Origin of the sequence: Mycolicibacterium boenickei (assembly GCF_010731295.1) — a bacterium.
Taxonomy (GTDB): domain Bacteria; phylum Actinomycetota; class Actinomycetes; order Mycobacteriales; family Mycobacteriaceae; genus Mycobacterium; species Mycobacterium boenickei.
In genome coordinates this window covers 3648479-3670185 of sequence record NZ_AP022579.1, presented here as the reverse complement: position 1 = coordinate 3670185, position 21707 = coordinate 3648479, and the positions used below count along the sequence as shown (strand labels likewise).

The 21707-nt window shown below is 67.7% G+C and carries 24 protein-coding genes and 1 tRNA gene; 12 read left to right on the top strand and 13 right to left on the bottom strand.

The features are described 5' to 3' along the window. Position 1: 1 nt before the first annotated feature. From G6N57_RS17390 to G6N57_RS17380, 3 genes are read left to right on the top strand one after another with little or no spacing between them, the layout of a single operon-like run. A complete protein-coding gene (locus G6N57_RS17390; RefSeq protein WP_077742026.1) occupies positions 2 to 478 on the top strand; it encodes a MarR family winged helix-turn-helix transcriptional regulator in 477 nt (158 codons plus the stop codon). Between the two features lie 18 nt (positions 479 to 496). Next, positions 497 to 1708: an MFS transporter gene (locus G6N57_RS17385; RefSeq protein ID WP_077741286.1), complete on the top strand. Its 1212-nt coding sequence runs from the start codon at positions 497 to 499 to the stop codon at positions 1706 to 1708. 55 nt (positions 1709 to 1763) lie between these two features. Beyond that, positions 1764 to 2441, top strand: a complete 678-nt coding sequence (locus tag G6N57_RS17380) for a YoaK family protein (RefSeq protein WP_077742027.1) — start codon at positions 1764 to 1766, stop codon at positions 2439 to 2441. Positions 2442 to 2581: 140 nt separating this feature from the next. On the opposite strand, the gene G6N57_RS17375 is transcribed toward G6N57_RS17380, so the two are convergent. Then, positions 2582 to 3643, bottom strand: coding sequence for an esterase-like activity of phytase family protein (locus G6N57_RS17375; RefSeq protein ID WP_077741287.1), 1062 nt, complete (start codon positions 3641 to 3643; stop codon positions 2582 to 2584). Then, positions 3643 to 4377: a VIT1/CCC1 transporter family protein gene (locus tag G6N57_RS17370; protein ID WP_077741288.1), complete on the bottom strand. Its 735-nt coding sequence runs from the start codon at positions 4375 to 4377 to the stop codon at positions 3643 to 3645. The genes G6N57_RS17375 and G6N57_RS17370 overlap by 1 nt, the downstream gene beginning before the upstream one ends. A 97-nt stretch (positions 4378 to 4474) precedes the next feature. On the opposite strand from G6N57_RS17370, the gene G6N57_RS17365 reads away from it, so the two are divergent. Next, on the top strand, positions 4475 to 6397 hold the full coding sequence (locus tag G6N57_RS17365; protein ID WP_077741289.1) for an acyl-CoA dehydrogenase family protein: 1923 nt from the start codon (positions 4475 to 4477) through the stop codon (positions 6395 to 6397). Between the two features lie 6 nt (positions 6398 to 6403). Here G6N57_RS17365 and G6N57_RS17360 read toward each other — a convergent pair whose 3' ends face one another. After that, entirely contained in the window at positions 6404 to 6895 is a 492-nt protein-coding gene (locus G6N57_RS17360; protein WP_077741290.1) for an LppP/LprE family lipoprotein, read from the bottom strand. A gap of 121 nt (positions 6896 to 7016) precedes the next feature. On the opposite strand from G6N57_RS17360, the gene G6N57_RS17355 reads away from it, so the two are divergent. Continuing rightward, positions 7017 to 7331, top strand: a complete 315-nt coding sequence (locus tag G6N57_RS17355; protein ID WP_036450985.1) for a hypothetical protein — start codon at positions 7017 to 7019, stop codon at positions 7329 to 7331. 23 nt (positions 7332 to 7354) lie between these two features. Here the strand turns inward: G6N57_RS17355 and G6N57_RS17350 are convergent. Then, a tRNA-Asn gene (locus G6N57_RS17350) sits at positions 7355 to 7427 on the bottom strand. A 143-nt stretch (positions 7428 to 7570) separates the two neighbouring features. Here G6N57_RS17350 and G6N57_RS17345 point away from each other — a divergent pair. Beyond that, entirely contained in the window at positions 7571 to 7834 is a 264-nt protein-coding gene (locus G6N57_RS17345) for a hypothetical protein (protein WP_077741291.1), read from the top strand. 4 nt (positions 7835 to 7838) lie between these two features. Here the strand turns inward: G6N57_RS17345 and G6N57_RS17340 are convergent, their stop codons facing one another. The 3 genes from G6N57_RS17340 to G6N57_RS17330 form a co-directional block, all read right to left on the bottom strand. Next, a complete protein-coding gene (locus G6N57_RS17340) occupies positions 7839 to 8132 on the bottom strand; it encodes a DUF7155 family protein (protein WP_097926050.1) in 294 nt (97 codons plus the stop codon). Positions 8133 to 8194: 62 nt separating this feature from the next. Then, positions 8195 to 10099 (bottom strand): DNA primase, encoded by a 1905-nt coding sequence (gene dnaG, locus G6N57_RS17335; RefSeq protein WP_077741293.1) that lies wholly within the window; start codon positions 10097 to 10099, stop codon positions 8195 to 8197. Between the two features lie 52 nt (positions 10100 to 10151). Beyond that, positions 10152 to 11429, bottom strand: a complete 1278-nt coding sequence (locus G6N57_RS17330; protein ID WP_077741294.1) for a deoxyguanosinetriphosphate triphosphohydrolase — start codon at positions 11427 to 11429, stop codon at positions 10152 to 10154. A 59-nt stretch (positions 11430 to 11488) separates the two neighbouring features. On the opposite strand from G6N57_RS17330, the gene G6N57_RS17325 reads away from it, so the two are divergent. After that, positions 11489 to 13507, top strand: coding sequence for a TPM domain-containing protein (locus G6N57_RS17325; protein ID WP_077741295.1), 2019 nt, complete (start codon positions 11489 to 11491; stop codon positions 13505 to 13507). Here G6N57_RS17325 and G6N57_RS17320 read toward each other — a convergent pair. Then, positions 13504 to 13953 (bottom strand): winged helix-turn-helix transcriptional regulator, encoded by a 450-nt coding sequence (locus G6N57_RS17320; RefSeq protein WP_077742028.1) that lies wholly within the window; start codon positions 13951 to 13953, stop codon positions 13504 to 13506. The two genes, G6N57_RS17325 and G6N57_RS17320, sit on opposite strands and share 4 nt — an antisense overlap. Positions 13954 to 14068: 115 nt before the next feature. On the opposite strand from G6N57_RS17320, the gene G6N57_RS17315 reads away from it, so the two are divergent. After that, a complete protein-coding gene (locus G6N57_RS17315) occupies positions 14069 to 14752 on the top strand; it encodes an SDR family oxidoreductase (protein WP_077741296.1) in 684 nt (227 codons plus the stop codon). Position 14753: 1 nt separating this feature from the next. Beyond that, complete coding sequence (locus G6N57_RS17310) at positions 14754 to 15287, top strand: DUF302 domain-containing protein (RefSeq protein ID WP_234815692.1); 534 nt, start codon at positions 14754 to 14756, stop codon at positions 15285 to 15287. 21 nt (positions 15288 to 15308) lie between these two features. Here G6N57_RS17310 and G6N57_RS17305 read toward each other — a convergent pair whose 3' ends face one another. Next, the gene (locus tag G6N57_RS17305) at positions 15309 to 16694 is read right to left on the bottom strand and encodes a glycine--tRNA ligase (protein ID WP_077741297.1); all 1386 of its coding nucleotides are present in this window, start codon (positions 16692 to 16694) and stop codon (positions 15309 to 15311) included. A gap of 172 nt (positions 16695 to 16866) precedes the next feature. Here G6N57_RS17305 and G6N57_RS17300 point away from each other — a divergent pair, with 172 nt between their 5' ends. After that, positions 16867 to 17160: an ArsR/SmtB family transcription factor gene (locus G6N57_RS17300; protein ID WP_234815698.1), complete on the top strand. Its 294-nt coding sequence runs from the start codon at positions 16867 to 16869 to the stop codon at positions 17158 to 17160. Continuing rightward, positions 17157 to 17555 (top strand): Fur family transcriptional regulator, encoded by a 399-nt coding sequence (locus G6N57_RS17295; RefSeq protein ID WP_077741299.1) that lies wholly within the window; start codon positions 17157 to 17159, stop codon positions 17553 to 17555. Before G6N57_RS17300 ends, G6N57_RS17295 begins: the two co-directional genes overlap by 4 nt. 4 nt (positions 17556 to 17559) lie before the next feature. Here the strand turns inward: G6N57_RS17295 and G6N57_RS17290 are convergent, their stop codons facing one another. Genes G6N57_RS17290 through recO form a run of 4 tightly spaced genes read right to left on the bottom strand, consistent with a single transcriptional unit; the run spans position 17560 to position 20092 of the window. Next, entirely contained in the window at positions 17560 to 17964 is a 405-nt protein-coding gene (locus tag G6N57_RS17290; RefSeq protein WP_077741300.1) for an NUDIX hydrolase, read from the bottom strand. Beyond that, positions 17961 to 18407 carry a hypothetical protein gene (locus tag G6N57_RS17285; RefSeq protein WP_077741301.1) on the bottom strand — a complete coding sequence of 149 codons (447 nt, stop codon included), beginning with the start codon at positions 18405 to 18407 and terminating at the stop codon, positions 17961 to 17963. The genes G6N57_RS17290 and G6N57_RS17285 overlap by 4 nt, the downstream gene beginning before the upstream one ends. 1 nt (position 18408) lies before the next feature. Beyond that, positions 18409 to 19302, bottom strand: a complete 894-nt coding sequence (locus G6N57_RS17280) for a decaprenyl diphosphate synthase (RefSeq protein WP_036449247.1) — start codon at positions 19300 to 19302, stop codon at positions 18409 to 18411. After that, on the bottom strand, positions 19238 to 20092 hold the full coding sequence (gene recO, locus G6N57_RS17275; RefSeq protein WP_036450982.1) for a DNA repair protein RecO: 855 nt from the start codon (positions 20090 to 20092) through the stop codon (positions 19238 to 19240). Before recO ends, G6N57_RS17280 begins: the two co-directional genes overlap by 65 nt. Positions 20093 to 20155: 63 nt before the next feature. Here recO and G6N57_RS17270 point away from each other — a divergent pair, with 63 nt between their 5' ends. Continuing rightward, a complete protein-coding gene (locus tag G6N57_RS17270; protein ID WP_077741302.1) occupies positions 20156 to 21652 on the top strand; it encodes an amidase in 1497 nt (498 codons plus the stop codon). The last annotated feature ends 55 nt before the right edge of the window (positions 21653 to 21707 follow it).

The window sequence follows — 21707 nt, the reverse complement described above, 5'->3', positions numbered from 1 at the left end:
CATGTCGACCCCGACCGAGGATGCCACGGTATCCGACAACACCGAACTCGGCGCTGACCTGTTGGCAGTCGTCGCCCGGTTGAATCGGCTGGCCACCCAACGCACCCGGCTACCACTGCCCTGGGCCCAGGCCCGACTGCTGTCCACCATCGAGGACCAAGGCGAAGCACGAATCTCCGATCTCGCCTACCTCGACCACTGCTCGCAGCCGACCATGACCACCCAGGTTCGCCGCCTCGAAGACGCCGGCCTGGTGTCACGCACCACCGATCCCGGCGACGCCCGCGCGGTGCTGATCCGCATCACCGAGCAGGGCCGGCAGACCCTCGAGCAAGCCAGGGCCGATCGCGCCGCCGCGATCAACCCCCGACTCGAACGCCTCAGTGCCGAAGAGCGCACGACGCTGGCAGCCTCCGTCGACATCATTCGGCGGCTGCTCACCGACGTCGACGAGCATCCGCGCTCGCACGAAAACTAGTTAGGAGTTACCGCCCCGATGTGGCGCCAACCCAAGGCCGTATGGGCCGTCGCTTTCGCCTCCGTCGTCGCCTTCATGGGCATCGGACTGGTCGATCCCATCCTCAAACCGATCGCCGACAACCTCAACGCCTCGCCGTCACAGGTGTCGTTGCTGTTCACCAGCTACATGGCGGTGATGGGCGTGGCGATGCTGATCACCGGTGTGGTGTCCAGCCGCATCGGACCCAAGCGCACGCTGCTGCTCGGCCTGGTGATCATCATCGCCGGGGCCGGCCTGGCCGGGATGAGCGACACCGTGATGCAGATCGTGGGCTGGCGCGCCCTGTGGGGCCTGGGCAACGCCCTGTTCATCGCCACGGCGCTGGCCACCATCGTCAACTCCGCGAAAGGCTCTGTGGCCCAAGCCATCATCCTGTACGAGGCAGCGCTGGGCCTGGGCATCGCGATCGGCCCACTGGTCGGCGGCGTGCTCGGCTCGATCTCCTGGCGCGGCCCGTTCTTCGGCGTCTCGGCGCTGATGGCCTTCGCCCTGGTGATCACCGCGTTCCTGCTGCCGGCCACCCCCCGCGCCGAACGCGCCACCACACTGGCCGATCCGTTCCGGGCGCTGCGCCACCGCGGCCTGCTCGGCGTCGCGATCACCGCGCTGCTCTACAACTTCGGATTCTTCACCCTGCTGGCGTTCACCCCCTTCCCGCTGAACATGACCGCCCACCAGATCGGGCTGATCTTCTTCGGCTGGGGCCTGGCGCTGGCGTTCACCTCCGTGGTCGTGGCACCGCGGCTGCAGCACCGCTTCGGCACGGTGCGGGTGCTCATCCTCAACCTGCTGGCCTTCACCGCGGTGCTGACCGTGATGGCGGTGTGGACAGACTCCAAGGCCGTTCTGGCGTCGGGTGTGGTGGTCGCCGGCCTGTTCATCGGCATCAACAACACCCTGATCACCGAAACCGTGATGAAGGCCGCCCCGGTGGAGCGCGGCGTCGCCTCGGCGGCCTACAGCTTCCTGCGCTTCGGCGGCGCCGCCGTGGCGCCGTGGCTGGCCGGGGTGCTCGGCGAGCAGGTCAACGTGCACCTGCCGTACTGGGTGGGCGCATTCGCGGTGCTGGCCGGTGCCGGTGTGCTGGCCCTGACTCGTCCGCACCTGGTCGGGATCGATGTCGAAGAAGACGAACTCGACGAGCTGACCGAAGAGGCGACCGCGGTCACCGTCGGCAGCGACAGCTGACGCCGCGGGGCGAAACCCGCCCCCAGCGCCAGCAAAGCTCTCCACAATGGGGAACATGTCGCAGCAGTTCGATGGCGAAGCCCGACTGTCGTGGGTTCTGGCCGGCCTGGCCGGAGTGCTGGGCGCCGCGGCGTTCACCCATTCGGCGGGGTACTTCGTCACCTTCATGACCGGCAACACCGAGCGGGCGTTCCTCGGACTGTTCCAGGGCGAGGAGTGGCTGGCGATCGGTGCCGCACTGCTGTTGCTCGCCTTCGTCGGCGGAGTGGTGATCGCCTCGTTGTGCCGCCGCCACCTGTGGGTCAATCATCCCCATGGCGCGACGGTGCTGACAACGCTGGCGCTGGTGGTCTCCACCGTGGTCGACCTCATCGAACGCGGCTGGACTGCCCGTGACGTCCCGTATATCCCAATCCTGTTCGTGGCCTTCGGTATCGGCGCCTTGAACACGTCGTTCGTCAAGGACGGCGAGGTGTCGATCCCGCTGAGTTACGTGACCGGGACGCTGGTGAAAATGGGCCAGGGCATCGAGCGCCACATCAGCGGCGGCCAGTTGAGCGACTGGCTGGGGTATTTCATGCTGTGGTCCGGATTCGCCGGCGGCGCCATCGTCGGTGGCTTCATCAGCTTTGTCGTCAGCGGCTCGCAGATGCTGCTGGTGGCCACCGTCGTCTGCGCGATCACCGCGGCCTACACCTACTTCTACTTCGACCGCCACGCGTTGTTGAAATAGCCGCCACGCGTTGGAGTCGGCCTGTCGCCGAGATCGACGTGAGGGTCGTGATTCGTCGAGTTTCGCGACCCTGGTGTCGATCTCGATGTGCGAAACCGCCATGGCGTTACGCACGCGAATGGTCAGCGGCGCAACCGCGACTACAGCGCGAACAGCAGGAACTGCGTCACCTGCGTGGGCGAGAAATTGTCATCGCTGACCGCGATCACGGATTGCCGGCCGTCGGGCAGCTTGGGACCCAACGTGATTCCCTCGATGTTGTCGAGCGGAGCCAGTCCCGGCGTGGCGGTCAAGTCGGCCAGCAGCGTCTTGCGCAGCTCAGTTGATCCCTCGACCACGCTCGCGCGATAGATCCGTACCGCGACGTGCGTGCCGAAACCGCGCTCGATCACCAGGAAGCTGTTGTCGTCGAGCGCCACCAGATCCGACAAGCCGTTGTCGCCGCCCGGACCGGCGCTGACCGGATCCAGCGGGTAGGTGTACCGACCATCGAGTGCTCCGGACTCCGCGTCGAAGCGGACGATGCGCGTCAGGGCGCCACGCTGCTCGTCCGGTGGCGGACCGTCGTCGTAGCCGGGCCCCTCCATGGCCGCCCACAGATACCGACCGTCAGGTGTGAGCGTGAGACCTTCCAGCGCGCTGTTGCGCCGCGGGCCGTCCTCGACCGCCGACATCCGGGATCCTTCGGGCAACGCGAACTCGCCGAGGAAGCCGCCGTCGAGGCCGGCGGCGCGCACCCACGGGTCCAGCAGGACCGGCGCGCCAGATCCCTCGACGCGCCGCTCCCCCTCGCTGGTCCAGTACAGCCGTTGGCGGCGCGCATCGAAGGCGATGCCCTCGGGATCGGGCGGCACCACCGGTGGCTGCGTGTCGATGTCCAACGGCGCGAACGGCTGCCCGTCGCGGTCCAGCCACGGATGGGTGCCGACGAACTCGACGTCACCGATACCGTTGTCCGACACCGTGATCCGCGCGGTGTAGAAGCGAGCTGGATTCTTGGCGGAGCGGTCATCGCTGATGACGTAGTACAGGTCGGCGGCCGGGTCGTAGCTGATCCCCGACAGCCCACCGATCAGCGTGCCGTCCAGGGTGGCGCCGGGCGCCACCTGGCGCTGGCCGAGGTAGTCCAGGCCGGGTTCGGCATGCGCGGGCCCACACGCCGACACCACCAGGACGCCGGCCAACAGGGTGCGGCGCAGCATCAGGTCAGCACGGCGCCGACCAAGATGCCGACGGCGTAGGTGGCCGCGATCGCGATGGCCCCGAACACCAACTGCCGCAGCCCTGCGATGGCCACCGATTTGCGGGTGAACTTGGCCGCCACGCCGCCCGCGATCAGCAGGCCCACTCCGCCGCACGCCAGCCCGAGCCACAACGATTCGAAGCCGAGCAGGTACGGAATGAGCGGGATGATCGCACCGATCGCGAACAACACGAAGGACGAGCCGCCCGCCACCCATGGCGACGGCTTCTCCGTCGGGTGCACACCCAATTCCTGCACGAGGTGAAAGTTCAGGGCCCGATTCTGGTCGCGGTGGATTTCCTCACTGGCCTTCGTCGCCGTCTCGGCGGTCATCCCCATCTCCTGGAGCATGGCCACGAGTTCGGCCTGCTCGGCCTCGGGGTTCTTGCGGAACGACCGACGCTCCACCTTGACCTCGGAGTCGACCTGCTCGTTGGCGGTGGTCACCGAGGTGTACTCACCGAGCGCCATCGAGAAGGCGCCGGCCAGCAACCCGGCCACGCCACTGAGCACCACGGTCTGAGCTGAGGCGCTGGCCCCGACACCGGCGATCAACGCGGTGTTGCTGACCAGACCGTCCATCGCCCCGAAGGTGGCGGCACGTAACCAGCCGCCCGTCACATCGGCATGCCGGTGATAGCTCACGTGCGGCAAGCCGGTGGGAGACAGCGATTCCCCGACCGAATCCGGCATGTCCGCCAGTCTTTCGCGGACAGGTGACGCTTGTCCAGGAAGGCTTACCTTGGTGACAACCGCCGCACAGCAACGGCTGCACGCGTTACCGTCGGATATGACCTCCACTGCCGAGCATCTGCGAAATGCGCTGGACGGCCGCTGGCGCGACGTCAAGAACGCCATGCGAGCCAGGTTGTCCGACGAGATCTTCCGGCCGCACTACACCCCGAACACCGTCATCGCGCGGGCCAAAGTGGCCGAGCAACTCAAGATCATGGCGGCGGCCGGGGCCGCCGAAGACGGCTTCCGTAAGGAACACGGCGGCAACGGTGACGTCGGAGCGGCCATCACCAGCATCGAGATGCTGGCCATGAGCGACCTGTCATTGATGGTCAAGGCCGGGGTGCAATGGGGCCTGTTCGGCGGGGCGATCGAGAACCTCGGCACCGAACGCCATCACAAGGCGTACGTGCGCCGCCTGATCGACCTCGACCTGCTGGGCTGCTTCGCGATGACCGAGACCGGTCACGGCAGCGACGTGCAGTCGCTGGAGACCACCGCCACCTACGATCCGGAAACTCAAGAATTCGTCATTCACTCCCCCACCCCCACCGCGCGCAAGGACTACATCGGCGGCGCAGCCGAAACCGCCCGGGTGGCAACTGTTTTCGCCCAGCTGATCACGCCGGACGGGGAAGGCCACGGCGTGCACTGTTTCGTCGTCCCGATCCGCGACGACGCCGGCAACGACCTGCCCGGCGTCACCACATCGGACTGCCACTACAAAGGTGGCCTGCCCGGGGTCGACAACGGGCGCATCGTCTTCGACCACGTGCGCGTCCCGCGGGAGAACCTGCTCAACCGCTACGCCGACGTCGCCCCCGACGGCACCTACAGTTCACCCATCGAGAACCCGGGCCGGCGGTTCTTCACCATGCTGGGCACCTTGATCCGGGGCCGGGTCACCGTCGGCGGCAGCGCCGCGGCGGCCGCGCGGGTGGCACTGGACATCGCCACCCGATATGCGTTGGAACGCAGGCAGTTCGAGGCCCCGAAGAGCGATGAGGAAGTCCTGATCATGGACTACCTCGTGCATCAGCGCCGGCTGCTGCCGCTGATCGCCAAGTCCTACGCGCTGCAGTTCGCCCAGAACGAGCTGGTGGCCAAATGCCACGAGTTGCAGACCTCCGACGATCCCGATGCCGAGGAGCAGCGCGAGTTGGAGGCCCGCGCGGCAGGCTTGAAAGCGGCCAACACCTGGCACGCCAGCCACGCCATCCAGGAGGCGCGCGAAGCCTGCGGTGGCGCAGGCTATCTGGCCGAGAACCGGCTGATCGCCCTACGCGCCGACACCGACGTGTTCACCACGTTCGAGGGTGACAACCATGTGCTCACCCAGCTGGTGGCCAAAGAACTGCTCACCGCCTACGCCGACGACATCAAGGGCATGAGCCCGGTCGAATGGGTCCGGTTCGCGGCCAACTACGCCGGCGAGCGGGTGCTGAAACGCACTGCGGCCGAGACCATCATCCAGACCGTCCTCGACACCCGCCAGGACAACGAGGAGGAAGGCAGCCTGTTCAACCGCGGCACCCAGGTCAAGATGTTCGAGGACCGCGAGGAGTACATGCTGGCCTCGGTGGCGCGCAGGCTGCAGGGCAAGGCCAAGGAGATGTCGGCGTTCGACGCCTTCAACGCCGTGCAGGATCACGTGCTGCACGCCGCGCAGGCGCACATCGACCGGGTGATCCTGGAGGCGTTCGTCGCAGGTATCGACGCCTGCGAGGACGACACCGCGCGCGAGCTTCTCCAAGATGTCTGCGACCTGTACGCGCTGTCGGTGATCGAGGGCGACAAGGCCTGGTTCATCGAGCACCGGTTCCTGTCCACCGAACGCGCCAAGGCCGTGACCCGCGGGATCAACGAACGCTGCCGGTCACTGCGTCCGCACGTCGAAACCCTCGTCGACGGGTTCGGCATCCCCGAGCAGCTGCGCTACGCGGCGATGCTCGATCCCGCCGAGCTGCTCAACGGCTGAGGCGGCTCAGGGCTTCGGAATCGGGTCGACGGCAACCAGTTTGCCGTCGTCTCCGATCCGGAACCGCACGGTGGCGATACCGGTCGGCGAGGTAGGCGAATCGTGGCCCTGCTGCCACTGGTAGTTCACCACCACGCTGTCATCGGCGTTGGTGACCACATTGATGTAGGGCCGGGGCTCCGGCGTGGCCGGGCCGATCGGGGTCTGCCGGTCGAAGAACAGCAGCTGCCCGACACTGTTGGGCTCGGGGTTGGACTGGCCCACCTGCACCCAGTACAGCCGGCAGTTGGTGGTGTGCCCGCTGCCGATCTGGGTCCATTCCTTACCCGCCGCGGGTGCGGGCAGTTTCGCGATCTGCTCCGCGATGGTGTCAGCGCTGGGCCCGTCCGACGGTGCGCAGGTATCGGGTTTCGGGGGCGGCGCGGATGACGGTTTCCAGCCGCAACCAACCGCGAGGAGACCGACGAAGGCGACGATGGCGATCAGCCGTGGGTACACACCCCGAGGGTAGCGAATCAAACCGGCTCAGCGAGTGGGCTGACGGCGGCGCGTCGATAGGTGACACTGTTTGCGATCCGACTCGCGATCGCCGGACACCACTTACCTCAAGGAGACACCGATGGCTTGGTTCCTCGCCATGGAAGGCCCCGCCAACAAGGCCGTGCTGTACCAACTGCAGGAATCAGTCAACGTCCAACAGATCGCGGAGGAGATGGCCAGCGCCGCCACCCTCGATCGCGCCGTACCCGTGCCGGCCGTGCTGCAGAACAACAGGCAACAGGTGACGGTGTACGTGCGACCGGCGGCCTGGGGCGTGTGGACGTTCTACCAATTGACCGACGAGGAGCGGAAAGCTCTCGCGTCGGCATCCAATCCACTGGTGGAGGCGCTTACCCAGGCGGCCCGTCAGGCCCAGGCCCGGCCCCAGTCATAGCACTGGGATTCTCGGAGAACTTGCTCCCCCGGATGGACTCGAACCATCAACCGCCCGATTAACAGTCGGGAGCTCTGCCAATTGAGCTACAGGGGACTACCTTCCGCGGAAGCTCCGCGGCCGAGCGTTGACTCTAGCGTACGGACCGCCGCTGCCGCCAACTCGCTCCCAGACGGGCGCGCCGGGGCGCCGGTGAGGCAGGATGGAGCACACAAACGCTGCCGTGTGGGAGGAACACTGTGATCCGCTATGCCGCCGTGATCGCCGTCGGCTACGTGCTGGGCGCCAAGGCCGGGCGACGCCGCTATGAGCAGATCGCCAGCACCTACCGCGCCGTGACCGCCAATCCGGCCACCAAGGCAGTGATGGACGCCGGACGGCGCAAGATCGCCAAGCGGGTCTCACCCGACCCGCAATTCCTCACCCTCACCCCCATAGACGCAGAAACGTCGGTGTACTCCACCAAGGAGTCCACCGACGCTTCGGGGAAACGTAGCTGGTAGGGGCCTAGCCGATCCCCTGGTTGATCGACGTGCCCGGCAGCAGCGGACCGGTGACGAACCCGCCGTTGCCGCCGGCGCCGACCCACGGCGTGCCCACATTGGCAGGCATTCCGTTCGAGTAGGACAGGCACTTGCCGTCCTCCTTGTTGCCGAACCAGGCCAGGCAGGCCGGCTGGGCCGAGACCTCGGGGCCGGAGGTGGTGGCGAGGAACGCCGGGGCAGCCGCGGCCGCCCCTGCGACCAGCGCGAATGCGCCGACTGCAACGTAACGCCGCGTCTGCGTGCTGAACAGTGTCACCGGGTTTGCCTCTTTCGCGTGTACGGGCCCGACTGCGCCTCACCCTATCGCGATGTCGGCGATCACGCAGTCAGGTCGTCGCCGCTGGCCTGTTCCAGCAGGCTGCGCCGGTAGGACTCCATCGCCACCAGGTCACCGAAGAGAGCGTGATATTCGTCTCCCTGCTCCACCGGCGACATGCGTTGCAGCTTGGACTTGACCTCGGCGATCTGGCGACCCACCCACACTTCCTGCAGGCGGGCCAGCACGCCGCTGATGTAGCGCGGCAGCTGTTCGTCATCCTCGACGTTGATGGCCTCCACGCCCAGTTCGTTGACCAGGCTGGCCGCTGCCGGCGACGTGGTCTGCTCGCGGACCGCCTCGATCCACTGGGCCCCGGATTTCCCGGCCGCCATGCCGCCCGACGCCTCGATCGCCGAACGGACCGCGGCGTATCCGGGATGGGTGAAGCTCTCGACGGTCAGCGAGTCGAACACCGGCCCGGAGATCGCCGGATACTGCAGCGCGGCCTTGAGCGCCTCCCGCTGCGGCCACAGGGTCGGATCCGCCGGATCGGGACGCGGCACGGGCGCCGCCGCGGGACGGACCTGCCGCCCGGCGGGCTGACGCCGGGAGTCCTTGCGGCCGCCGCTGGCTTCCTCCCGCACCCTGCCCAGCACCTGTGCGACGTTGTCCCAGCCGACCCAGCCGGCCAGCTGCCGGGCGTACTCATCGCGCAGCGTCTGATCTTTGATCCGCGCCGCCATCGGCACGCAGCGCCGCAGCGCGGCCACCCGGCCCTCGGCGCTGTCCAGGTCGTGTTCGGCCAGTGCACTGCGAATCACGAACTCGAACAACGGAGTTCGGCGCGCAACCAGGTCACGCACGGCACCGTCGCCGGAGCGCAGTCGCAGATCGCACGGGTCCATACCATCGGGCGCTACGGCGACGAACGACTGACCGGACAGGTTCTGCTCACCCTCGAAGGCTTTCACCGCGGCGGCCTGGCCGGCGGCGTCGCCGTCGAACACGTAGATCAGCTCGCCGCGGAAGAAGTTGTCGTCCATCATCAGTCGGCGCAGCATCGACAGGTGCTGTTCACCGAACGCGGTGCCGCACGAAGCCACCGCGGTGGTCACCCCGGCCAGGTGCATGGCCATCACGTCGGTGTACCCCTCGACGACGACGGCCTGGTGCCCCTTGGCGATGTCCCGCTTGGCGCGGTCCAGACCGAACAACACCTGCGACTTCTTGTACAGCACGGTCTCGGGGGTGTTTACGTACTTGGCCTGGTTCTGGTCGTCGTCGAACAACCGGCGTGCGCCGAAGCCGATGGTCTCGCCCGAGGACACCCGGATCGGCCACAGCAGGCGGCGATGGAATCGGTCCATCGGCCCGCGCTTGCCCTCGCGGCTCAGCCCGGCGGCTTCCAACTCTTTGAACTCAAAACCCTTGCGCAGCAGATGCTTTGTCAGCGTGTCCCATCCGGACGGCGCGAATCCGCACCCGAACTGGGCCGCGGCGGCGGCGTCGAAGTTGCGCTCGGTCAGGTATTTGCGCGCCTCCGCTGCCTCGTCGGAGGTCAGAGCCTCGGCGTAGAACTCCTGAGCGGCGGCGTTGGCGGCCAGCAACCGGCTGCGGCTGCCCCGGTCGCGCTGGACATTGGTCGTCGACGAGCCCGTGTAGGTGACGGTGTAGTTGACCCGGTCGGCCAGCAACTCGACCGCTTCGACGAAGCTGACATGTTCGATCTTCTGGATGAAGGCGTACACATCGCCACCCTCACCACAGCCGAAGCAGTGGAAGTGGCCGTGATTCGGCCGCACGTGGAACGACGGCGACTTCTCGTCGTGGAATGGGCACAGGCCCTTCATCGAGTCGGCCCCGGCCCGCCTCAGCTGGACGTAGTCGCCGACGACATCCTCGATGCGGACTTTTTCACGAATGGCCGCGATATCGCGATCTGAAATCCGGCCGGCCACCGGCATAGTCTATGCGTGCGCGGCAGCGGCTCCGAACGGGTTTGCCGACACCGAGGACCTAGTCGGCCATCGGCCGGGGCGAGCGCGCCTCGTGCACTCGTTCCAGCCGGCTCTCGGTGTATGACGCGATCTGATCGACCACCACGCGCAGCCGGGCTCCGTCGTCTGCGGCGAGGTCGAACTCGGGCGCGAATTGCGGGTCCAGGCTGCCCGGAGCCTGCGCCCATAACGCGAGAGCGACTTCGTGGATGAGCGTGCGTTGATCGGCCTGGATCTGCAGGTGCCGGTGATCGGACATGATGAACTGCAGCGCCAGCATCTTGAGCAGCACCACTTCGGCGCGCACCAGCGGCGGCACCGAGAGCTCCGCGGCGAACCGCCTCAACGGCCCGTCACCGGCGACCGCCCGGGTCTGGGTGATCGCCGCGTTGGCGAACCGCCCGACGAGTTCACTGGTCAGGGTCTTCAGCGCGACCGAGGACGCCAGCGTCCCGTCGTACTTCCCCACCGCGGCCACCACCGGCACGTGCGACAGCCGCTCGGCGGCGGCCAGCAGTTCGTCGTGGGTGACGGTCGGAAAATTCTTGGCACCCAGATCTGCCAGAGAGGAGGCGGCGTCGGGATCGCCGAGCACCCGCAGATCGATGCGCCCGGAGATCACCCCGTCCTCGACATCGTGCACGGAATAGGCGACGTCGTCGGCCCAGTCCATCACCTGGGCTTCCAGACACGGCCGTTCGGCCGGCGCCCCGGCCCGGACCCATTCGGCCGCCTCGGCGTCGTCGTCGTAGAAGCCGTACTTCCTGCGCGTGCCGAAGCTGGGCCACGGATACTTGGCCACCGCGTCCAGCGCGGCCCTGGTGAGGTTGAGCCCGGCCGAACGCCCTTCGGCGTCAAGAACTTTGGGTTCCAATCGGGTGAGGATCCGGAAGTTCTGGGCATTGCCCTCGAACCCGCCGAACGGTTTCGCGATCTCGTCGAGGGCGCGCTCGCCGTTGTGCCCGTACGGCGGATGCCCGATGTCGTGGGCCAGGCCGGCCAGATCCACCAGGTCGGGATCACAGCCGAGTCCGATCGCCATGCCGCGACCGATCTGGGCCACCTCCAGCGAATGGGTGAGCCGGGTGCGCGGGGTGTCGCCGTGCCGCGGGCCGACCACCTGGGTCTTGTCGGCGAGCCGCCGTAATGCCGCGCTGTGCAACACGCGGGCCCGGTCGCGGGCGAAATCCGTCCGGTGCTCGGTATCTGTCCCGGGCAGCGCAGCACCCTTCGCCGCTTCGACCACCAGACGTTGCCGGTCGAAGTCGTCATACCAGGACTGCGTATCCGCGTTCACCGACGCACAGTCTGCCAGGAAGCAACGCGCCGACGCGGGAGCGCATTAGATTGACGGTCATGCGTATCGCCCGTCTGCTGTCCATGCTGCTCGCGATCCTGATGACCGCACTCGTGGTCGCTCCCGGCGCCGCCGCCGAACCGCCGTTGCGGCTGGCCACCCAACTCACCGACAACGCCGGGGTGTTGTCGGCGGCCCAGCGCGGCAACGTGCAGCGCGCGATCGACCGGCTCTACGACGACCGCCACATCAAGCTATGGGTGGTCTTCACCGAGGATTTCGCCCGGCAGAACCCGGTCGGCTGGGCGCAGAACACCATGCAGCTGAGCGATTTCGGTGACGACGACGCACTTTTGGCGGTCGCCACAGTGGACCGGGCGTTCGCGTTCCAGGTGCCCGACACCGTCACCAGTTCGGCCCGCGCCGACGACATTCGGCGCAACAGCGTCACCCCGGCCCTGCGCCGGGACGACTGGACGGGCGCCGCGATCGCCGCGGCCAACGGGCTGAACTCTGAACCCGAATCTCCCGCCGCACCCGGCGTGTCGTGGCCCGGCATGCTGATCGCCCTCGGCGTGGTGGTGGTGCTTGCCGGCCTGCTGTGGTGGTGGTCGCGCCGGCGCCGGGCCAAGCGGCGCCACGCCGAGTTCGAGGCCGCCAAGCGCGTCGACCCGACCGACGCCAACGCACTGGCCTCGGTGCCCTTGGAAGCGCTCGATGAGCTGTCCCGCTCGATCGTCGTCGATGTCGACAATGCCGTGCGCACCAGTGAGGCGGAACTGGAGCTGGCCGTCGAGGAGTTCGGCGCCAAGCGCACCGAACCGTTCAGTGCGGCCCTGGCCAATGCGAAAACCGCACTGGCCCAAGCCTTCACCGTGCGACAGACCCTCGACGACGATGCGCCGGAGACACCACTGCAACAGCGCCAGCTGCTGACGCAGGTGGTGGTGTCGGCGGCCAGGGCCGACCGCGAGCTGGACGTCCAGAGCCAAGCCTTCGAGCAGCTGCGCGATCTGGTGATCAACGCCCCGAGCCGACTGGACACCATGACCCAGCAGATGGTCGACCTCACCGCCCGCGTCGACCCGTCCCGACAGACCCTGGACAACCTGCACACCCAGTTCGACGCGAGCGCCCTGGCTTCGGTGGACACCAATGTGGGCACCGCCAAGGAGCGGCTGGCCTTCGCCGACCGCAACATCACGTCGGCCCGCGGCCTGGTCTCGCGGCCGGCCACCGACCAGACCGCACTGGTGGATGCCGTGCGTTCGGCAGAGTCCGCGCTGGACCAGGCCCGCACCCTGCTCGACGCCGTCGACAGCGCGGCCTCGGACATCAACCGGGCCCTGGCCGGCCTGCCTGCAGCCATCACCGACATCCAGGCCGGTATCGACCAGGCGAATTCGCTACTGGCCCAGCCCGGTACGCCGCAGGCCGACAAACTCGGCGCCGCCCGTGACGCCGCCAAGAAAGCGGCCGACGAGGCGACGGCCAACGGCAAGGCCGACCCGCTGGGCACGTTCACCCGGCTCACCAAGGCCGACGCCGAGCTCGACCAGCTGCTCGCCGGCGTGCACGAACAACAGGAGGCCGCCGAGCGGCTGGCCCGGGCACTGGAACAGGCGCTGTTCACCGCCCAGTCACGGATCAAGGCGGTGTCGGACTTCATCGAGACCCGGCGCGGCAGCATCGGACCGGAGGCCCGCACCCGGCTGGCCGAGGCGCAGCGGCAGCTGCAGGCCGCCGAGGCCAAACGCGCCCAGAACCCGAACGAGGCGGTGGCGCACGCGAACGGGGCGTCGACGCTGGCCGCACAGGCGCAAGGCCTGGCCAACGATGACGTCCGGGCAGCCCAGCGGTCCTACACCTCGCAGTACGGCGGCGGTGGCGGATCCGACATGGGAGCGGTACTCGGCGGCATCCTCATCGGCAACATCCTGCGTGGCGGAGGTGGCGGTTTCGGCGGCGGCTTCGGTGGTGGGTACGGCGGTGGCCGCGGCATGGGTCGGCCGACGTCCTATGGCGGCTCGTCACATTCATCGGGCCGCAGCTACAGCGGCGGCGGCGGCCGCTTCTAGCCGGTTCGTTCCTCAAGGCTGACCTGCCCGCGCGGCACAGGCGTGCCGTCCTGTCGCTGGAAACCGATTCCGACGGGTTCCCCGGTATCCGTTTCGATGAACCGATACTGACTGCTGTCCGGACGGGCCCGATGCACGTGGCCCCATTGCCCGAGCGCGGCCAGCACCGAGACCAGTTCATGCCCGGCGTCGGTGAGCACGTAGCGGCTGCGCGTCCGGTCACCGGGCTCCCGGTAGTCCACGACATCGAGGATCCCGGCTTCCACCAACTCCGACAGTCGCGTGCTGAGGACGTCGGAAGCCACTCCCAGATGCTCGCGGAACTCGGAGAACCGGGATCGGCCCAGCAGCGCTTCCCGAACGATGAGGATGGCCCACCGCTGGCCCAGCACCGACATGGTGCGGGCGATCGGGCAGGCGGCGTCGGACCACGGTTCTGCGCGCATCTTCACATCATAGCTGGATTGGGAATTCCAACTCAGACTGCTACGTTGGCAGACATGACGCGCGGAAGGCCATCGGAGTCAGCCGAGGCCACCGTTCCAATCGGAGGAGGCGGACATGGCAGTAACAGGAACACCGATAGCGGGTGCAACGGTCGTCGTGACGGGCGGCCAGCAGGGGCTGGGCAAGTCGATCGTGGATGAACTCCTGGCGCGCGGCGCCGCCAAGGTGTACTCCACGAGCCGGCGTCCCGGCGTCGCAGCCGACCCTCGCGTGGTGGTCGTACAGGCCGACGTCACCAAGGGCGACGACGTCGCCCGGTTGGCCGATATCGCCTCCGACGCCACCATCGTCGTCAACAACGCAGGCGTACTCGGCGGCCAGTCATTGGCCGCGGACGACCTCGATGAGATTCGGTCCGTGCTGGAGACGAACTTCTTCGGCGCACTGCGGGTGACCAGAGCCTTCGCACCGCTGCTGGCCGGCCGCAACGGCGCGATCGTGAACATCGCATCGGTGCTGTCGTGGCTGCCCGGCTACGGCGCCTACGGCGTCTCGAAGGCGGCCCTGTGGTCGGCGAACAACTCTCTGCGACTGGAACTTCGGGAGCAGGGCACCGAGGTGATCGGCGTGTACCTCGGGTACACCGACACCTCGATGACCGCCGACCTCGACGTTCCCAAGAACGACCCGGCCGACGTCGCCCGGCAGATCGTCGACGGGATCATCTCGGGGACACCGGAAGTGCTCGCCGACGAATTGACCCGCCAGGTACACGCTCCGCTGTTCCGGGCCTCGTAGGATGAGTCCTCGACATGGCGGCACCGCGATGCCCCGGCACAGCGGCGTCGTCGACCACCCGAGCCGCCGGCTTCTGGTGGCCCTGCCCGACAGCTACGAGCGGGCCCGTGAACGGTACGAATCCCTGGTGCCCGCCTACAACAGTGCTGCATTCGCGGCCGCGTCGAATTGGGACGAGGTTCTCGCGGTAGCGAAAACCCAGGCGCCACACGGGTTCCTGCGCTATTTCAGCATCGACGTCGCCCCGAGCATGGCGGGGTCGGGATCGAACGGGCAGGCCACCGAGTACCTGATGGGCAATCACACCATCGCCGAACGCATGTACCGCCACGACCCGGCTGTCATGCTGCACGCACCGCTGCGCACGCTGCTCTACGCCGGCCCGGATGGCACTGTGCTCGCCGTCGACCAGCCGAGCCTGCTGTTCGCAAGCTACGGCCACCCGGCGATCACTGCCGTCGGGCACGAACTCGACGGGCTGTTGGCGACGCTGATCGACCTGCTCGACGGTGACGTCCCGGCCCAACTGCACTAGTCCCCCGCGCGAGCGGGAGACTTATGCGCCCTTGAGCCGCACCGCGAGGTAATCCGACACCTTGTCCAGGGCGATGCGCTCCTGGGTCATGGCGTCGCGCTCGCGGATGGTGACGGCGTTGTCCTCCAGGGTGTCGAAATCGACCGTCACGCAGTACGGCGTACCGATCTCGTCCTGGCGGCGGTAGCGGCGGCCGATGGCACCGGCGTCGTCGAACTCGACGTTCCAGTTCTTGCGCAACTCCGCGGCCAGGTCACGGGCCTTGGGCGACAGGTCGGCGTTGCGCGACAACGGCAGCACCGCGGCCTTGACCGGAGCCAGGCGCGGATCGAGCTTGAGCACGGTGCGCTTGTCCACCCCGCCCTTGGCGTTGGGAGCCTCGTCCTCGGTGTAGGAGTCGACCAGGAACGCCATCAGCGAACGGGTCAGGCCGGCTGCCGGCTCGATCACGTACGGCACGTAGCGGGTGTCGGCGCCCTGATCGTAGAACGACAGGTCGACACCGGAATGCTTTGAGTGCGTGGACAAGTCGAAGTTGGTGCGGTTGGCGATGCCCTCCAGCTCACCCCACGGGTTGCCGGCGAAACCGAACTTGTACTCGATGTCGACCGTGCCGTCGGAGTAGTGCGACAGCTTCTCCTTGGGATGGTCGTACAGCCGCAGGTTGTCCCGGTTGATGCCGAGGTCGACGTACCACTGCAGCCGGGTCTCGATCCAGTACTTGTGCCACTCGCCCGCGGTCGACGGCTCGACGAAGAACTCCATCTCCATCTGCTCGAACTCGCGGGTGCGGAAGATGAAGTTGCCCGGGGTGATCTCGTTGCGGAAGCTCTTGCCGATCTGGCCGATGCCGAACGGCGGCTTCTTGCGCGCGGTGGTGACCACGTTGGCGAAGTTGACGAAGATGCCCTGGGCGGTCTCGGGGCGGAGGTAGTGCAGACCTTCCTCCGACTCGATCGGGCCGAGGTAGGTCTTGAGCATCATGTTGAAGTCGCGCGGCTCGGTCCACTGGCCCTTGGTGCCGCAGTCGGGGCAGACGATCTCGTCCATCGGCACCGAGTCCGGGTCATCGAGGCCCTTCTTGGCCGCGTAGGCCTCCTGCATGTGGTCCTGCCGATGCCGCTTGTGGCAGTTCAGGCACTCCACCAGCGGATCGTTGAAGACGTCTACGTGACCGGAGGCCACCCACACCTGGCGCGGCAGGATGATCGCGCTGTCCAGGCCGACGACGTCGTCACGGCCGGTGACCATGGACTTCCACCACTGCCGCTTGATGTTCTCCTTGAGCTCGACACCGAGCGGCCCGTAATCCCATGCGGACTTGGTGCCGCCGTAGATCTCTCCGGACTGGTAGACCAGGCCACGGCGTTTCGCCAGGTTCGCAACGGTGTCGATGATGGATGCCACGGTGCATCAGAGTAGCGACCAGCTCCCCGGCAGCGATAATCCGCCGTGGCCGCCAGGCCGGTTGACATGCGATATTGCGCATGTATTCTGACCCGTAATGGAAACGATTTCCAATATCAGCGTAAATCAACACGACGACGCGCGCGAGGACAGCACTGCCCCGGCGTCGGAAATGCCGTCGCGCGAGGTCCTCGACAACGCGGGCGAGCTGCTGCGCGCACTGGCTGCCCCGCTGCGGATCGCCATCGTCCTACAGCTGCAGCAGTCCCAGCGCTGCGTCCATGAATTGGTCGACGCGCTGGCCGTGCCGCAGCCGCTGGTGAGCCAGCATCTGCGGATTCTCAAGCAGGCCGGGGTGGTCGCCAGCGAGCGTGCCGGACGTGAGGTGCTCTACCACCTGGTCGACCATCACCTGGCCCACATCGTCGCCGACGCCGTCGCCCACGCCAGTGAGGAACCGCGGTGACGGGCGCGGTCCGGTCCACCCGGCAGCGTGCGGCGATCGCCGACCTGCTCAACGAGACCGACGGGTTCCGCTCGGCCCAGGAGCTCCACGACGAGCTGCGTCGGCGCGGCCAGGCCATCGGCCTGACCACGGTGTACCGCACCCTGCAGACGATGGCGACCACGGGCAACGTCGACACGTTGCGCACCGACACCGGCGAATCGGTCTACCGGCGCTGTTCTGAGGACCATCACCACCACCTGGTCTGCCGGGCCTGCGGCGCGACCGTCGAGATCTCCGGCGGACAGGTCGAGGCCTGGGCCGCCGACGTGGCCCGCGAGCACGGTTTCTCCGATGTCAGCCACACCATCGAGATCTTCGGGACGTGCGGCGAGTGCGTCGGCGCGGCCGGGTAGCGCCCTAGACCCGATCGCGCGCCAGCGCCAGCACGGTGTCGCGGGTCAACGGCGCCAGCTCGATCTCACCGGGTGCATGCGGATCGATCCAGGTCAGCTCGGCGATCTCGGCCTGCGGCTGCGGTTCGCCGTCCAAGACGACCAGGTAGAGCCACGCATCGACCGAGTGACCCGGTTCGTTGGCCGCCGGCGCGGTGTGACGGCCGAGTTCTTCGGCTTCGGCCCCGGTGAATCCCACCCCGAGTTCCTCGCGGACCTCCCGCGACAACGCCTCGATCGGCTGCTCCCCCGGCTCGATCTTCCCGCCCGGCTGCATGAACGCGGTCGTGCCGCGCTTGCGGACCACCAGCAACCGGTCGTGCTCATCGAGCACGACGGCGGCGACGATGCGGATGACGGACGGGGTCACGACATCAGGTCCCGGCGCACATCGGCACCGGTGGCCAAGACCATGAGGATCAGCGTGCGCAGCGCATCGTCGGTCAGCCCGGCAGCCGGGAAGTTGTAGCGCAGCATCACGTCGGCGACTTTCTTGGCCGGCCGCTTGCGCGTAGCGCCCTTGGGGGTCGCACCGTTCGTGGGCGTCTCGACCAGTTTCTCCACCAGCACCACCGTGCCCAGCATCGTCTTGCTGGCATGCTCGGACACCCGCTCGCGAATCTTGTTGTTCAGCGGCAGATCCCACGCCAACGGCTGCGTCAGCGAGACCATCTCCAGGTCCTCGGCGATGGCCACCACCCGCACCGAGGCCACCGAACCGTCGACCGTCACGGTCAACGCCTCGTCAGGTTCCTCGACAACGGACATCACCTCGCTGAGCGCCGAGGACAACTGCTGCAGGAGGCCGGGCATGTCAGGCCCTACCGAAGCGACGGTTGCGGTTCACGTACTCCTCGCATGCCGCCCACAGGTCACGCCGGTCGTAGTCCGGCCACAGCTTGTCCTGGAACACGAACTCGGCGTAGGCCGACTGCCACAGCAGGAAGTTACTGGCCCGCTGCTCCCCCGACGTGCGGATGAACAGATCCACATCGGGAATGTCGGGACGGTGCAGATGCTTGGCGAACGCCGCCTCACTGATCCGGCCCGGGTTGATCTTGCCCTCGGCGGCTTCGGCGGCCAGAGCCTGCGCAGCCTCGACGATCTCGGTGCGGCCGCCGTAGTTCACGCAGTAGTTGACCGTGATGACGTCGTTTCCGACCGTCATCTGCTCGGCGATGTCGAACTCCTTGATGACGCTGCGCCACATCTTGGGCCGCGACCCGACCCAGCGCATGTTCACGCCCATGGCGTTGAGGTTTTCCCGGCGGCGGCGGACCACCTCGCGGTTGAACCCCATAAGGAAACGGACCTCCTCGGCACTGCGCTTCCAGTTCTCGGTGGAGAACGCGTAGACGCTCAAGTGCTTGATACCCAGTTCGATGGCACCGCAGGTGATGTCGATCAGCACCGCCTCGCCCATCTTGTGCCCCTCGGTACGGCCCAGGCCGCGCTGAGTGGCCCACCGACCGTTGCCGTCCATCACGACGGCGACGTGATTGGGGACCTGATCGGCCGGGATCCGCGGCGCGACCGCCTTGGAGGTGTGCTGGGGCGGACGGGCGAAGCGGCCGTTGGTGCCGGCCGGGATCTCCGGGAAGACGACGGGCCAGGTCGAGGTGTCCGGAAAGACCGGATAGTCCTCAGGCGCCGGGGGCAGCTGTGGGTAGGCCGACTTGCCCCGCTTCCCGTCCTTCGTCAATGCCATGGCCCATATCCTGCCTGACCAGCGTCGCGCGCTGTTCGGCGACTGTCCGATCGATCCGGTACACCCGCTCGACCAGAGGCAATGTCCGCAGCTGACGCTCCAGGTGCCATTGCAGATGCGCCGCGATCAGTCCGCTGGCCTGGCTGCGATGGCTCGACGAGGAGGCCTCGGCGTACTCCCAGTCGCCCTCGTGCAGCGCCGACATCAGTTCCAGTACCGGCTGCGGCGGGGTGCTGGATCCGCTGGGCCGACAGTGCACGCACACGCTGCCGCCCGCGGCGACGTGGAACGCGCGGTGCGGACCCGGCGTGGCGCAGCGAGCGCACTCCGTCAGCGCCGGCGCCCAGCCGGCGATCGTCATCGCCCGCAGCAGGTAGGAATCGAGCACCAGTTCGCGGGCCCGGCGGCCGTCGGCGATGGCGCGCAGCGCGGCCACGGTGAGCCGGTGCAGGTCGGGCATCGGTGCCCGTTCCTCCCCGGCCAGCCGCTCAGCGGTCTCCAACATCGCGCACGCGCTGGTGTAACGGCCGTAGTCACTGACGATGTCGGCGGCGAACGCGTCGATGGCCTGAACCTGCGTGACGATGTCGAGGTTGCGTCCCGGATGCAGCTGCACGTCGATATGAGCAAAGGGTTCCAACCGCGCGCCGAACTTGCTGCGGGTACGCCGAACCCCCTTGGCCACCGCGCGCACCAAACCATGGTCGCGGGTCAGCAGGGTGACAATCCGGTCGGCCTCGCCGAGCTTGTGCTGGCGCAGCACCACCGCCCGGTCCCGGTACAGCCGCATCGTGACAGTGTCGCACCATGGCCGGACAGGTTCCGTTATGCACCGCCGATATTCTCAAAAGTGATGGCCAAAACCGCGACTTCCGACTCGACATCGCCTCCGTTCCCCACCCTGACCAACCAGCTCTACCAACTCGCCAGCGGCGCAGTCACTTCTGATGAACTGGTGCGCCAGTCCCTGCATGCCATCACCGCGAGCCAGCCCACCCTCAACGCGTTCCGGGTCGTACTCACCGAGCAGGCACTCGCCGACGCGGCCAAGGCCGACGCCTCTCGCGCAGCCGGCAAACAACTCCCGCTACTGGGAATCCCGATCGCGGTCAAGGACGACGTGGACATCGCCGGGGTGCCCACCCGGTTCGGCACCGACGGCGACGTGCGCGCGGCCACCTCCGATGCCGAGGTGGTGCGCCGGCTTAAGGCAGCCGGTGCGGTGATCGTCGGCAAGACCAACAGCTGTGAGCTCGGGCAGTGGCCGTTCACCGGCGGTCCGGGCTTCGGGCACACCCGCAACCCGTGGTCACGCAAACACAGCCCCGGCGGATCCTCGGGCGGCAGTGCCGCGGCCGTGGCCGCGGGCCTGGTGACCGCGGCCATCGGATCCGACGGCGCGGGCAGCGTCCGCATTCCCGCCGCGTGGACGCACCTGGTCGGCATCAAGCCGCAGCGCGGACGCATCTCCACCTGGCCGCTGCCCGAGGCGTTCAACGGCATCACCGTCAACGGGGTGCTGGCCCGCACCGTCACCGACGCGGCCCTGGTGCTCGACGCGGCGTCCGGTAACGCCGAGGGCGACCTGCACAAGCCGGCACCGATCCAGGCCGCCGAGTACGTCGGCCGCGCCCCGGGTCCGCTACGGGTGGCGATGTCGACGAAGTTCCCGTTCACCGGCTTCCCCGCCAAGTTGCACCCCGAGATCCACGACGCCCTTCAGTCCGTCGCCGACCAGCTCGGCCACCTGGGCCACACCGTGGTGGCCAAGGACCCCAACTACAGCTTGCGCATGTCGTGGGACTTCCTGGCCCGCTCGACCGCGGGCCTGCTGGACTGGGCCGACCGGCTCGGTGACGTGCCCTACGACGAGCGCACCGCGGTCAACATGAGAATCGGCCGGCTGCTGTCACAGGATGTGCTGCGCAAGGCCCGTGCGCACGAGGCCGCCGCTGCGCGCCGGATCTCCTGGATTTTCAATCTCGTCGACGTCATCATCGCCCCGACGACGGCCCAACCACCGCCGCTCACACACGAATTCGACCGCCGCGGGTGGTCTGCCACCGAACGCAGCGCGATCGCCGCCTGCCCGGTGACCTGGCCGTGGAACCTGCTGGGCTGGCCGTCGATCAACGTGCCCGCCGGCTTCACGTCCGACGGATTGCCGATCGGCGTGCAACTGATGGGGCCGGCTGACAGTGAGCCGCTGCTGATTTCGCTGGCGGCCGAGTTGGAGGCGATCACCGGCTGGGCCGCCAAACAGCCCGAGGTCTGGTGGAATTCCCCGTCCCAGACCGACGCGTCACAGGCCGCCGCCGCGATCAACGCGCTCGACCGGCGGGCCGGCTAGGGTGCCGAGCCTCGCTGGCAATTAGCCGCCGAATTGCTGTGAGAATTAGCGCAAT

Excerpts from the sequence above, each read along its gene's own strand:
- G6N57_RS17390 (WP_077742026.1), top strand. The coding sequence starts at position 2 with ATGTCGACCCCGACCGAGGATGCCACGGTATCCGACAACACCGAACTC.
- G6N57_RS17385 (WP_077741286.1), top strand. The coding sequence starts at position 497 with ATGTGGCGCCAACCCAAGGCCGTATGGGCCGTCGCTTTCGCCTCCGTC.
- G6N57_RS17380 (WP_077742027.1), top strand. The coding sequence starts at position 1,764 with ATGTCGCAGCAGTTCGATGGCGAAGCCCGACTGTCGTGGGTTCTGGCC.
- G6N57_RS17375 (WP_077741287.1), bottom strand. The coding sequence starts at position 3,643 with ATGCTGCGCCGCACCCTGTTGGCCGGCGTCCTGGTGGTGTCGGCGTGT.
- G6N57_RS17370 (WP_077741288.1), bottom strand. The coding sequence starts at position 4,377 with ATGCCGGATTCGGTCGGGGAATCGCTGTCTCCCACCGGCTTGCCGCAC.
- G6N57_RS17365 (WP_077741289.1), top strand. The coding sequence starts at position 4,475 with ATGACCTCCACTGCCGAGCATCTGCGAAATGCGCTGGACGGCCGCTGG.
- G6N57_RS17355 (WP_036450985.1), top strand. The coding sequence starts at position 7,017 with ATGGCTTGGTTCCTCGCCATGGAAGGCCCCGCCAACAAGGCCGTGCTG.
- dnaG (WP_077741293.1), bottom strand. The coding sequence starts at position 10,099 with ATGCCGGTGGCCGGCCGGATTTCAGATCGCGATATCGCGGCCATTCGT.
- G6N57_RS17325 (WP_077741295.1), top strand. The coding sequence starts at position 11,489 with ATGCGTATCGCCCGTCTGCTGTCCATGCTGCTCGCGATCCTGATGACC.
- G6N57_RS17320 (WP_077742028.1), bottom strand. The coding sequence starts at position 13,953 with ATGCGCGCAGAACCGTGGTCCGACGCCGCCTGCCCGATCGCCCGCACC.
- G6N57_RS17315 (WP_077741296.1), top strand. The coding sequence starts at position 14,069 with ATGGCAGTAACAGGAACACCGATAGCGGGTGCAACGGTCGTCGTGACG.
- G6N57_RS17310 (WP_234815692.1), top strand. The coding sequence starts at position 14,754 with ATGAGTCCTCGACATGGCGGCACCGCGATGCCCCGGCACAGCGGCGTC.
- G6N57_RS17300 (WP_234815698.1), top strand. The coding sequence starts at position 16,867 with ATGCCGTCGCGCGAGGTCCTCGACAACGCGGGCGAGCTGCTGCGCGCA.
- G6N57_RS17285 (WP_077741301.1), bottom strand. The coding sequence starts at position 18,407 with ATGCCCGGCCTCCTGCAGCAGTTGTCCTCGGCGCTCAGCGAGGTGATG.
- G6N57_RS17280 (WP_036449247.1), bottom strand. The coding sequence starts at position 19,302 with ATGGCATTGACGAAGGACGGGAAGCGGGGCAAGTCGGCCTACCCACAG.
- recO (WP_036450982.1), bottom strand. The coding sequence starts at position 20,092 with ATGCGGCTGTACCGGGACCGGGCGGTGGTGCTGCGCCAGCACAAGCTC.
- G6N57_RS17270 (WP_077741302.1), top strand. The coding sequence starts at position 20,156 with ATGGCCAAAACCGCGACTTCCGACTCGACATCGCCTCCGTTCCCCACC.